At 40.0% G+C, this 13,092-nt stretch carries 11 protein-coding genes; 10 read left to right on the forward strand and 1 reads right to left on the reverse strand.

Going from position 1 to position 13,092, the window contains the following annotated elements; translation table 11 throughout:
* The first annotated feature begins 13 nt into the window (after positions 1 to 13).
* The 9 genes from PGR14_RS12630 (at position 14) to PGR14_RS12670 (ending at position 9,546) form a co-directional block, all read left to right on the forward strand.
* Complete coding sequence (locus PGR14_RS12630) at positions 14 to 949, forward strand: acyl-CoA thioester hydrolase/BAAT C-terminal domain-containing protein (RefSeq protein ID WP_270223510.1); 936 nt, start codon at positions 14 to 16, stop codon at positions 947 to 949.
* 22 nt (positions 950 to 971) lie between these two features.
* Positions 972 to 1,757 (forward strand): hypothetical protein, encoded by a 786-nt coding sequence (locus PGR14_RS12635; protein ID WP_270223511.1) that lies wholly within the window; start codon positions 972 to 974, stop codon positions 1,755 to 1,757.
* Between the two features lie 2 nt (positions 1,758 to 1,759).
* Positions 1,760 to 2,806 (forward strand): helix-turn-helix domain-containing protein, encoded by a 1,047-nt coding sequence (locus PGR14_RS12640; RefSeq protein WP_270223512.1) that lies wholly within the window; start codon positions 1,760 to 1,762, stop codon positions 2,804 to 2,806.
* Positions 2,807 to 2,912: 106 nt separating this feature from the next.
* On the forward strand, positions 2,913 to 3,674 hold the full coding sequence (locus tag PGR14_RS12645; protein WP_270223513.1) for a hypothetical protein: 762 nt from the start codon (positions 2,913 to 2,915) through the stop codon (positions 3,672 to 3,674).
* Positions 3,675 to 3,843: 169 nt separating this feature from the next.
* The gene (locus tag PGR14_RS12650; RefSeq protein ID WP_021739680.1) at positions 3,844 to 4,473 is read left to right on the forward strand and encodes a TetR/AcrR family transcriptional regulator; all 630 of its coding nucleotides are present in this window, start codon (positions 3,844 to 3,846) and stop codon (positions 4,471 to 4,473) included.
* 192 nt (positions 4,474 to 4,665) lie between these two features.
* Complete coding sequence (locus PGR14_RS12655; protein ID WP_270223514.1) at positions 4,666 to 6,420, forward strand: ABC transporter ATP-binding protein; 1,755 nt, start codon at positions 4,666 to 4,668, stop codon at positions 6,418 to 6,420.
* Position 6,421: 1 nt separating this feature from the next.
* A complete protein-coding gene (locus PGR14_RS12660) occupies positions 6,422 to 8,161 on the forward strand; it encodes an ABC transporter ATP-binding protein (RefSeq protein WP_270223515.1) in 1,740 nt (579 codons plus the stop codon).
* Positions 8,162 to 8,553: 392 nt separating this feature from the next.
* Positions 8,554 to 8,979: an Hsp20/alpha crystallin family protein gene (locus PGR14_RS12665; RefSeq protein ID WP_008374340.1), complete on the forward strand. Its 426-nt coding sequence runs from the start codon at positions 8,554 to 8,556 to the stop codon at positions 8,977 to 8,979.
* 105 nt (positions 8,980 to 9,084) lie between these two features.
* A complete protein-coding gene (locus tag PGR14_RS12670) occupies positions 9,085 to 9,546 on the forward strand; it encodes an Hsp20/alpha crystallin family protein (protein ID WP_008374342.1) in 462 nt (153 codons plus the stop codon).
* 428 nt (positions 9,547 to 9,974) lie between these two features.
* On the opposite strand, the gene PGR14_RS12675 is transcribed toward PGR14_RS12670, so the two are convergent.
* Positions 9,975 to 11,003, reverse strand: a complete 1,029-nt coding sequence (locus PGR14_RS12675; RefSeq protein WP_055249234.1) for a YeiH family protein — start codon at positions 11,001 to 11,003, stop codon at positions 9,975 to 9,977.
* 226 nt (positions 11,004 to 11,229) lie between these two features.
* Here PGR14_RS12675 and PGR14_RS12680 point away from each other — a divergent pair, with 226 nt between their 5' ends.
* Positions 11,230 to 12,954: an ABC transporter ATP-binding protein gene (locus PGR14_RS12680; protein WP_008374347.1), complete on the forward strand. Its 1,725-nt coding sequence runs from the start codon at positions 11,230 to 11,232 to the stop codon at positions 12,952 to 12,954.
* The last annotated feature ends 138 nt before the right edge of the window (positions 12,955 to 13,092 follow it).

Here is a 13,092-nt window from a genome sequence, read left to right on the forward strand (position 1 = left end):
GGAGATGATACAAATGAAGAAAAGACATTTTGATGTGGAAACAGATGGATTTTATGGAGCATATTGGAAGTGTAAAACAGGCTCAGACTGTGCAATGATTGCCATGATCGGGGATGATCCAGAGGATTATCTGGCGCGTATATCCGTGAAATGGCTACATAAACTCGGTGTGAATGTGATGACAATGTCACCTGGAAAAAAAGATTATGGACATCATAATTATCCATTGGAACGTATAGAGAAAGCAATCAATTGGTTAAAAGCACATGGTGATCAGAAGATAGGAATTGTCGGGGCATCTACTACAGGAACACTGGCATTGACTGCTGCTTCTTATTTTAAAGATATCACATTAACGATTGGTCTGACACCGAGTGATTTTATCTGGCAGGGGTTTATGCAGGGTAAAAAAGATGGCTGTAAGGAATGGCCGATTGAAGGAGAATCTCTTTTTTCTTACAAAGGAGAACCCCTTCCGTATATGCCATTTTGCTACAAACATCCGGATTACTGGCATGTGATTAAGAAAGAAACAAAACGGACCGGTGATATGATTAATTCAAGAAAACTGTTTGATGACTCGGAAAAGGCTCATCCAATCACAGAAGACGAGATGATCAAGATTGAAAAAATCCATGGAACGTTATTGCTGATTGGTACGGAAGATGATGTGTTGTGGGATACTGCAAAATATATCCGCCGAATGAAACAGCGAATGAAAGAACACCCTCATACATGCAGATTAGAGTTTGTAATTTATGAGCATGGAACCCATTTCGTTTTTCCAGATAGCATGCTAAAAACAATGCTCCCGGTTGGCTCCGGACTCTTTGTGAAACTGGCATTTCAGGCAGCAAGAAAATATCCGGAAGAATGTCGCAGAGCACGACTGGATATTGACCAGCGGGTAAGAAATGCTGTTGCAAAATGGAAGAGAGTAGATAGATAAAAAATAGACAGAAGGTGGAAGTGTGGTATTTAAAACAACAGGAAATAAATCAAATTCAGTCATTCTGTTTTTCCATGCAATGGGAGTAACTGGGGAAAGCAGTATGCCGGTTGCAGAGAAAATGGCAGAAAAATATTATTGCATTATGCCAACATCGACTGTGTATTGCTCCGGACAGAGGTATCAAAGCAAAAGAGATGAGATACAACAGATTGTACGATTTTTGGGGAACCATGGAATCAAAGAAATAGAACTTATAGTTGCATCTTCGATTGGAGCAGATCTTGCCATGGCATTCCTGACAGAGACAAAAATAACGGTAAAGCATGTTTTTTTTGATGGCGGACAGTTTGCCCAGATTGGAAAAGCAACTCGCAGAATCATGATCCCGTTCTTATATATAGCAATGAAAAGTTTATATTGGTCAAAAGGAAAGACACTAAAGAGAATCATGTGGTGTGACGATGACAAAATTAAAACCTATTTTATAGAGGCAGGGAAGAACTTGACATATGGAAATCTGAGAAGACAGCTGGCAGACAGCTTGGAAGATAAACCATTTCCAGAACTGTCAGAAGAATTGCAGAAACATACATTTTGGGAATTTGGAAGTATAGAAGAACATTTTAAATACAGAAATGCAGTGATGCAGACATATATACACGGTAATTTCCCGGTTTTTGAGGGATTTAACCATATGCAGTATCAAATTCGCGACCCGGAAGGGTTTGCCAGAATGCTCGAAACAATTATTGAGACTGACCGATTACCGGAATTGGCATTTGCGATGTGGTATAGAGGAAAATAGTTATGAAAAATGCTTATGAGCTTGCAGAAACTATATTGGAGTCCAGACCTGATAAGAATAGAGAATTAAAATCATCAGATTCTTTTGCAAGCATTGAATTATATGGTACATCAGCTTGTAAAAAAGTACAGGATATGGAATTCTGTGAATGTTTTCATTTGGAAAACGAGAGCGGTACAGGAATGATTACGTTGTATCATGTGTTTCCAGGGATTGATCTTGTTTATAATGATATGCATATGGAGTGTTGCAACAAGGATCAAAAGCCGGCTTCCAGTGTGATGGAAATAAACTATTGCATGGAAGGGCGTTGCGAATGCGTGTTTGAACAAAATGAATATGGTTATATAGCGGCAGGGGATTTGTCATTTTGTTCTTTGAAAAAATCTGGACATGTGTCAGAATTTCCTACATCGCATTATCATGGAATTACCATTACGCTTGATTTTTCCAAGATTACAGATGAAATGAAAAGAATACTGCAATTGTTGTCTGTAAATCTGGAGAAGATCCGTAACATTTCAAAAACACATAGTTTTACGATTATACGGGCAAATCATTCTATAGAACATATCTTTTCGGAATTGTATAAAGTTCCTGAGGAAATCAGATATGGTTATATTCGTGTGAAAATTCTGGAACTATTATTAGTATTAACTGGATTTGATTTAAAGAAAAATAATTCTGAACATATATATTTTTCGGAAGTACAGATTGATGCAATAAAACAGGTTCATGCGTTTTTAAAGGAACACTACAGGGAGCATTATACGATTGAAAAATTGTCAGTGCGTTTCAAAATGTCACCCACTGTTTTGAAAAAATGCTTTAAGGGTGTATACGGAGATTCTGTGTACGCTTATATGAAAAAGTACAGGCTGCAGATGGCGGAACGCCTTTTAAAAGAAAATAAACTTACGATTGGGGAGATAGCGTTACAAATTGGCTATCAGAATCCGAACAAATTTACATCCGCATTTCGTACAGAATACGGTATGTCACCAACAGAATATCGCAAGAAAAAGACACAGGAAAGTCTGAATGGATAGAAAAAGAGTCTGTTCAGTAATTGAGATTCTGTAATGGAATCTATAAAATATGCGTTGTGGTTAGAAAAATCTAACTGCAACGTTTTTTTATTTAAGGAGGCATATCATGAAACAGAAAAAAATTTTAACATTATTTTTAACAATTGCAATGTCATTTTCAATGTTGGTTGGTTGTGGTAATTCTACATCAGCAGAAAGTAAAGGTACAGCAACTGTTACAGAAAGTACAAATACGACGGACAAGAAACAGAAGACAGATGAAAATCAGGATGCTGCAAAGCAGCTTTTGGTTGATTTGACAGGTTCATATCAGGAACTCTGGCCGGTAATTCTTGATGAAAAATATCGGCAGATCTGGATTGATGATTGTACAGAATTGGTTGGCGAGGAAAATGTTGAAGCAGCATATGAAAAGTTAGCATCCATGGTTTCAGGAACAATTTATGGAGAAGAAGCAGTAGAAGCATACAAAGATGGCAATGGTGTTTATGACTGCTCTTTTACAGAAGGCGTAAATAAGCTGGAATTTGATGGTTCGGATTCAGTGATCAAGGGATATGATTCAGAAGGAAAAGAAATCTTTTCCCATACATATCATTATGTTGGAATGGAAGAAGTACGTGGATTATACGAATTTGAAAGTGATGATGCAGATTCAGGCGAATTTACTTATTTCTGCATTGCAGCGGATACAAATAATACAACCTATCATATTGAATTGCGCTATGGCAACAATCTGGAGACACTTGGAAAATATGATGAAGGGGATTATGCATACTGGCTTGGCTCAGGTATTTCAACAGACTATGATCAGACAATGGTTGAGAACTGTATAGAGCTTTTCTGCAAAGAAAATCTGTCTGAATAGAACAGACTTGTAAAACTGCAGAAAGCATCTGCGGAGTGGAAACTGAATACACGAGGAAAATAAAAAATTGAAACACCAAGACTTGACAAATTCCTGTAATGAGTTAAAATATAACAGTGTTATATAGCATTGTTATATTTTGAAAAGAAGTTTAGAGGATACGAAAAGAATGTCGACGAAAGCAGAAGATACACAGAAAAACATATTAGATACAGCCAGAAAACATTTTCTGAAAGATGGTTTGACAGGAGCATCTTTAAGAAACATTGTAAAAGATGCAGGACTTACTACGGGTGCATTTTACAAGTATTATCCGACGAAAGAGGCACTTTTTGATGCGCTGACGGATCCCTATATGGAACATATTTATCAGATTTATGACCAGATCGTTGAGGAGTTTGAAAAGCTTTCTGCCAGTGATCAGACAAGGAATATGTCGGATACATCCAGTGATGGGATGGAGCAGATGGTTGATTATATCTATGATCATTATGATAATTTCAGATTATTGTTGAAATGCGGAGACAGTGGAAAATTTGAACTATTCATACACAATATGGTAGAGCGGGAAATGAAGTCCAGCCTGAATTATATGGAAAAGATGAAAGAGAATGGGGTGAAAATACCGATTGTAGAGGAAAGTCTTATGCATATGATCTATACGGGATTTTTTTCATCAGTATTTCAGATCATTGAGCATGATATAGACAGGGAGACTGCAAAGAAAAATGTACATCAACTGAAAGAATTTAATACAGGTGGCTGGGAACGATTGTGGAATATTGAATTTCCAGTATAACTGATGCAGGAATTCTGAATAGGTTATGTGTGTTGCAGGTTCTGGATTTCTGAATAAAGTTCAGACAGGATAATAATATTAGGTGGTTGATGCCAGTAAACCACCTATTTTATTATATGTTGATTAGCATGAACTAACAGAAGGTAAAACAATAAAACGAAACAATAAAACGAACGTAAGGAGTGAACAGATGTGAAAGAAAAAAAGAAGTCGGCAGTCAGCTGGATCCTGACATGGGCCGGACAAAAAAGAATTGCCTATGTGTGGAGTGTGTTACTTGCAATAGGAAATGTGATTTTTAAGATTTTGCCGTATTTTATTATTGCAGATGTAGTAAAGCTGTTTTTAAATGGTGAAAAGGAGTTTGAAATATATCTTGCAAAAGCGGTTCAGATTGCATTATCGTTTATCATTGCAGAACTGCTTCATGCACTTTCGACAGCATTGTCACATAAAGCAACGTTTGCAGTACTTGCAAATATAAGAAAATCCTGCTGTGACAAGCTGGCGCGGGTACCTCTTGGCTATGTGAAAGACACACCTTCCGGTACATTTAAAAATATTATGGTGGAAAGAATCGACAGTATCGAGACAACACTGGCGCATATTGTCCCGGAATTCACGTCCAATCTGCTGGCACCGGTTGTGATTTTGATTTATTTCTTCCTGACAGACTGGAGACTGGCACTCTGGTCATTGGTGCCGGTTATAGTGGGATTTCTTTCCTATTTTGGAATGATGCTGGATTATAAACCAAGCTTCGAGAGAACGGTTCAGACAACAAAAGATCTGAATGATGCGGCAGTGGAATATATTGACGGAATCGAAGTGATCAAGGCATTTGGAAAGACAGAAAGTTCTTATGCAAAATTTACAAAGGCGGCTTTTGAATATGCAGATTCCTTTATTTCCTGGATGAAACGGTGCTCGATCTTTCATGGACTGATGATGGTGGTCACACCTTATACGCTTCTTACGGTATTGCCGTTTGGGGCACATTATGTAGCCAATGGAACACTTGCGATTTCAGATTTTGTCATCTGCATTATTTTATCACTTGGAATCGTTGGACCGTTGATCACAGTGGGTTCCTATACAGATGATCTTGGCAAGATCGGAGTGATTGTTGGTGAAGTGGCAGGAATTCTGGAACAGCCGGAGCTTGAACGTCCAGAGAAAAGTAAAAGTGTTCCAAAAGATAACTCTGTTACTCTTGAAGATGTCAGATTTGGTTATCACGACAAAGAGATTTTGCATGGCGTAACTATGGAGTTGAAAGCAGGAACGGTAAATGCAATCGTAGGACCTTCCGGAAGCGGAAAGTCAACCATTGCAAAGCTGATTGCATCCCTGTGGGATGCGGATTCCGGAAGTATCAAAATCGGCGGAACTGATGTAAAAGAAATGGCACTTGCAGATTTTAACCGGAAAATTGCATATGTTGCACAGGACAATTATCTGTTTAATGAAACGGTCCGTGAAAATATCAGACAGGGAAATCCGAATGCTACAGATGAACAGGTTGTTGAGGTGACAAAGAAAAGTGGATGCTATGAATTTATCATGCAGCTGGAGAATGGATTTGATACGGTTGTAGGAGGCGCAGGAGGACATCTGTCAGGTGGCGAGAGGCAGCGTATCTCCATTGCAAGAGCAATGTTAAAGGATGCTCCGATCGTGATCCTTGATGAGGCAACTGCCTACACAGATCCGGAAAATGAGGCAATTCTGCAGAATTCTATCGCAAAACTGGTAGCAGGGAAGACCCTGATCGTAATAGCACACAGACTTTCTACTGTTAAGGACAGTGACCAGATCTTTGTTGTAAATGATGGAAATGTAACAGCACATGGCACACATGAGGAACTTCTGGTGTCATGCCCGCTTTATAAAGAAATGTGGAATGCCCATATTTCTGTAAAAGATACGGTGAAGGAGGGAGAATGATATGTTTGGGATTCTGGCAAAATTCTTTCGTTTTTCAGGCAGGGAAAATGGCAATAAATTTAAACTGTCGATAGTGATCGGACTCATAGAGGCTCTTGCCTCAGCAATGAAGATTCCGGCTATTATGTACATACTGATTGGTCTGTTGAGTGGGAAACCGACAGGAAAATATATTGGAGGCTCCGTTGCGATTATGGTTCTTGCAATTGTAGTCGACGTAATCTGCAAGAGATACTCTACAGTGCTTCAGACAGAGGGAGGATATAATGCAAGTGCTTTTATGAGAATCAAGATTGCAGAACATCTGCGCTATCTGCCGATGGGGTATTTCAATTCCAATAGTATTGGGGAAATTTCTTCTATTACAACCAATACAATGGAAATACTTGGCGATGTGGCTGCGAGAGTGGTTATGCTGACCATGCAGGGAATTCTGGAAACATCAATGATCATTCTTATGCTGTTTATTTTTGACTGGAGAATCGGACTGATCGCTGCAGCAGGAGTACTTATTTTCTTTGGGGTCAATTCTGTGATGCAGAATGCGGGTAAAAAAGATTCAGAGCAAAAAGTGGTATGCGATACGGAGCTTGTAAACCAGATCATGGAGTATATGCAGGGAATATCAGAAGTAAAATCATACAACCTGCTTGGAAAACAGGCAAAAAGATTAAATGATGCAAATGAAGCATGCGAAAAGATTAATACAAAGATGGAGATGTTGTTTGTCCCTTATCATTTTCTGCAAAGCGTCATAACAAAAATCACAGGTGCGGTAATCGTAGCATGCAGTGCATATTTTTATATTAATGGAACTATGAGTGCGGTCTATGCGATCGGTATGACAATTTCAGCATTTATGCTTTATGCCAGTCTGGAATGTGCAGGAAATTATTCATCTCTTTTACATGTGGTAAGCGTATGTGTAGATAAAGCAAATGCAATATTGGAGCTGGATACCATGGATATCGACGGTAAAGAAATACAGCCGGAAAATTACGATATCAGACTTTCTAATGTTTCGTTTTCTTATGACAAACGGAAGATTATTGATGATATATCGCTCTCTATTCCGCAGAAAACGACAACAGCAATCGTTGGACCATCTGGTGGAGGAAAATCAACACTTTGCAATCTGATCGCCAGATTCTGGGATGTGGATTCAGGGGAAGTGACACTTGGAGGCGTGAATGTAAAAGACTATAGTATGAACAGTCTGATGCGTAATTTTTCATTTGTATTTCAGTCTGTGTATTTGTTTGCAGACACCATTGAGAATAATATTAAATTCGGACGCCAGGATGCAAGTCATGAGGAAGTGGTGGAAGCGGCGAAGAAAGCATGTTGTCATGATTTTATCAGCAAACTTCCGAATGGATATGACACAATGATCGGAGAAGGAGGAGCTACACTTTCCGGTGGCGAGAAGCAGCGTATTTCGATAGCCAGAGCGATCATGAAGGATGCACCAATCGTTATATTGGATGAAGCAACGGCCAATGTTGATCCGGAGAATGAAAAGGATCTGATGGATGCAGTAGATGCGCTTACAAAGGAAAAAACGATTATTATGATTGCCCACAGATTAAAAACGGTCAGACATGCAGACCAGATTGTGGTTGTTGACAAAGGACGAATTGTGCAGCAGGGAATACATGAGCAACTAATGAAGCAGGAAGGTATTTATAAGAGATTTGTGGATGCAAGGCAGCAGGCGGTAAGTTGGAAACTGGTGCACTGAGAAATAATCCACAGTTGGTGAATATCCAAATTGAATTGTCTGAAAGAGATTTAATTTAAGTTTCGCTAAGTTTCACTTATATAGGCAGAATGAGGGATATTCAATAAAGTAATATGAAAAAAGCACTGAAAACTGATCATAAACTTGCAGGGCGTTTATTTTCACCATTTTGCATTGCTCATAGCGTTCACAAAATCTTCACAAAAAAATTAGCACTCACCTCTTGACAGTGCTAATAATAAGTGTTATATTACAGCTAGAACAAAGGAGGGGGAACAAAAAGAGATGATAAAGATTCCACCGACCGGTGTTTGAGATGACAACAACACTTCAGAGTAAATCCGAATGTGCTAAATAAATTAATAAATGTCTTTTGAAAGGAGATATGACTTATGTTAATGCCTAGTATTTTTGGAGAGAACTTATTGGATGATTTCTTTGGAGAACCATTTGGAGGATATGATTACAGTGAATCCGGACTTATGACAACGGATGTAAAAGATACCGATAAAGGCTATGAAGTAACGATGAACATGCCTGGAGTTAAAAAAGAAGATGTAAAAGCAGAACTGAAAGATGGTTATCTGACAGTCAGTGCTGAGACGAACACGAAGAAAGATGAAAAAGCTGAAGATGGCAAGTACATCCGCCGTGAACGTTACAGTGGATCCTGCAGCAGAAGCTTTTATGTAGGTGACGGTGTCAAACAGGAAGACATCAAAGCCAAATTTGAAGACGGTACATTGAAACTGTTCGTACCGAAAGAAGCAGCAAAACCTGCTGTAGAACAGAAGAAATACATTTCCATTGAGGGATAATCAGAATACGGATTGTAAGCGTCCGGTTACAAGGCTGCCAGATGAGGCAGCCGCTTAAAAAGAAAGTTAGCTAAATTCAGATAGATTTATAAGGAGGAACGACTTATGTTAATGCCTAGTATTTTTAATGATAACTTATTTGATGATTTCTTTGATTTTCCATTTTATGATGATAAAGCAGATCGTAAGATCCAGAGAAAACTGTATGGACATCATGCAGGCAATCTGATGAAGACAGATATCAAAGAGAAAAAAGATGGTTATGAACTGGAGATCGATCTTCCGGGATTCAAGAAAGATGAAGTTACAGCAGAACTGAATGACGGATATCTGACAGTCAGCGCTGCCAAAGGACTGGATCAGGATGAGCAGGAGAAAGAAACTGGTAAGTACATCCGTCGTGAACGTTATGCAGGAGCCTGCCAGAGAAGTTATTATGTAGGTGAAGATATCACGGAAGAAGATATCAAGGCTGAGTTTAAGCATGGTATCCTGAAACTCTTTGTCCCGAAGAAAGAAGTAAAACCGGCAGTAGAAGAGAAGAAATATATCAGTATCGAAGGATAATGACAACACGTTAAAAACTTTCAAATACACCATATGATGCGGGCAGCATACAGGAGCAAAATCCTGTATGCTGCCTTTTTTGCCATTTATATAAATGGAAATTTGAGAAAGTCTGGATAGTATAATGAAATTAGGATTTGATCTGTATTTCGAGATGTGGAAAAAGGGAGAAATATCCATCAGAAAAGCTGTGTGGTAGTGGTGAATCGAAAAATAAAATCTGAGAGAGTTTTCGAATGTGGGAATCGGAGAATTACAGATAATGAAAAATCAACCATGGGAAAGGGAATGTTTAGTGTTATGGCATGGACATTCCCTTTTCTGGACATAAGGATAATAAGAGGAACAGCTTGCTGGCATCGGCAAGCTGTATTATAGAAAAAGCCTTGCTTTATGCAAGGCTTTTGAAGTATGAGAAAGATTTTCATTTACCAGATTCCAAGCACATGCTGCATGGAAAGACTGGCGATCGTGATACCGATCCAACAGCAGAAACCAAGAGCGAGTGGTTTGCCGCCGGTTTTGATCAGCTTGATGATATTCGTATTCAGACCGACTGCACTCATGGCGAGGACGATGAAGAACTTGCTGAGTGTCTTCAGCGGAGTAAATACATCTGCGGATACGCCGGCTGAAGTTGCGATCGTTGTGATCACGGAAGCGAGAACAAAGTAGAGGATGAACATCGGGAAAATCTTTTTAAATTCCACTTTCTTTCCTTCGGCTTTGGAGCTGCGTGTCCGGATAAATGCGAGAACCAGTGTGATCGGGATGATCGCGAGCGTTCTGGTAAGTTTGACCGTAACTGCCTTATCCAGTGTGGCAGAACCGAGGGCGTAGAGCGAATCCCAGGTGGAAGCCGCTGCAGTTACGGAAGAGGTATCGTTGATCGCAGTTCCGGCAAAGATACCGAAGGCTTCTCCGCTTTTGGTTGAGAATCCAAGCAGTGCACCAAGTGACGGGAAGAACAGTGCGGCGAGCATGTTGAAAAAGAAGATAACAGAGATTGCCTGTGCAACTTCTTCATCATCCGCATCAATGACCGGTGCTGTTGCGGCAATTGCAGAGCCTCCGCAGATGGAAGATCCGACACCGACCAGTGTGGAAATATTTCCCGGTACATGCATAACTTTATGTAACAGATATGCAATGATCAGGGACGTTGAAATCGTCGTTACGATAATTGGCAGTGACTGTTTTCCGGTTTCCAGAATCACGGAGAGATTCAGTCCGAAACCGAGAAGGATTACAGCGTACTGAAGAACCTTCTTTGACACAAAAGTAATACCGTCCTGAAACATGGATTTGTCTTTTAATAATAAAGTAATGATCATTCCGGCAAGGATACCGAATACCGGTCCGCCGATGATCGGAAATGTCTGTCCGAGGAACCAGCATGGAACGGCGATGACCAGACAAAGTAAGATGCCTTTCCAGCTTTTTGTTATAAAATTCATAGAAATACCCCTTTCAAGTGTAATAAATAAGTTACTCTCATAACAATCTGTCCTATCATAGCATAAAAACAGCAGAATAAAAAGATGAAGGAAGGAAAATTCCCAAAGTAATTTGAGAATAAGGTGGAAATAACGAAAGATTCCCGATATAATAATATATGATTTTGGGGACAAGGAGGTAAAGTGTGATAAAACGGGGAATCCGGACATTGCACAAAAGAAAGTGATGCATACACTGAAAAAATTTGTAAAATATTATGCGCCGTACAGGACAGTATTCTTTCTGGATCTGATCTGTGCGGCGATCATCAGTCTGGTGGATCTTGCATTTCCACAGATTTTAAGATCACTGACAAAGACTTTATTTACAGAGGATCCGTCACAGATCCTTGGAGCACTTCTGCCGATCGGACTGGCTTTGCTTGTGATGTATATCATACAGACATTTTGTAAATATTATGTCAGTTATCAGGGCCATATGATGGGGGCACATATGGAACGGGATATGCGCCAGAAGTTATTTGATCATTATGAGAGACTTTCTTTTTCTTATTATGACCAGAATAATTCCGGACAGATGATGAGCAAGCTGGTGTCGGATCTGTTTGATATTTCCGAGTTTGCGCACCATGGACCGGAGAATTTATTTATATCCGTAATTAAAATCGTTGGTTCGTTTACATTTTTGTTTCTTATTAACTGGAGACTGGCGATTCCGCTGCTTGTGATGGTTGTATTTATGCTGATCTTTTCTTATAAGCAGAACCGTCAGATGCAGGAGACTTTTATGGACAACCGGAGAAAGATCGGGGATGTCAATTCCAGTCTGCAGGATACACTTGCGGGAATCCGTGTGGTGCAGTCTTTTGCAAATGAAAAGATTGAACGGGAGAAATTCGAGAAAAGCAATGAAGGATTTCTGGTATCCAAGGATGCAAACTATCATTGTATGGGAAGCTTTATGAGTGGCAATCTTTTCTTCCAGGGAATGATGTATCTGATCACATTAGTGTTCGGCGGATGGCTGATTGCACATGGGAAAATGGAAGCTGCCGATCTTGCCATGTATGCGCTTTACATCGGAATTTTTATCAGCCCGATCCAGATTCTTGTGGAGCTTACCGAGATGATGCAGAAAGGTCTTTCCGGTTTCCGGCGTTTTCTGGATGTTGTGGAGACGGAGCCGGAGATTGTAAATGCACCGGATGCGGAGCCACTTGAAAATGTAAAGGGTGAAGTGGAATATAAAAATGTTTCTTTCCATTACAGCGATGATGATACGCCGGTACTGGATCGGGTATCTTTTAAGATCCCGGCTGGCAGATCCATTGCCCTTGTGGGACCGTCGGGAAGTGGAAAGACGACGATCTGTTCCCTGCTTCCAAGATTTTATGATGTGACCGGAGGTGTGATCACGATCGACGGGCAGGATGTAAGAAAGCTGACACTGGAAAGTCTGAGAAGCCAGATCGGACTGGTACAGCAGGATGTCTATCTGTTCTGTGGATCGATCAGGGAAAATATTGCTTATGGAAAACCGGGGGCATCGATGGAAGAAATTATCGATGCGGCGAAGAAGGCAAATATCCATGAATTTATCATGTCCCTGCCGGATGGATATGACAGCTTTGTAGGAGAACGAGGAACCCGTCTGTCGGGTGGACAGAAGCAGAGGATTTCGATTGCAAGAGTATTTCTTAAGAACCCGCCGATATTGATTTTGGACGAGGCGACCAGTGCGCTTGACAATGAGAGTGAGCGCTGGATCCAGCAGAGCCTGGAAGAGCTTGCGAAGAACCGGACCACGATCACGATCGCACACCGGCTTTCTACGATCCGCAATGCGGATGAGATTCTTGTGGTTGCAAATAATGGAATCGCTGAACGGGGAAATCATGATGAATTGCTTGAGCAGGGTGGAATTTATGCACATTATTATGAGATGTCATAATAGTAAGTGAGAAAATCAAAATAAGTAAACAAAAAAGCTTCTTTTCAGAAAAACAGGAGGGCCGTTTCTGAAAAAGAAGCTTTTTATATCGTAAAATTGTAAGCAGTGTGTGCTGGTCTATATTTGCAAAACATTACA

This window comes from Coprococcus sp. AF99-45, assembly GCF_027663865.1.
GTDB classification, from domain to species: domain Bacteria; phylum Bacillota; class Clostridia; order Lachnospirales; family Lachnospiraceae; genus Allocoprococcus; species Allocoprococcus comes.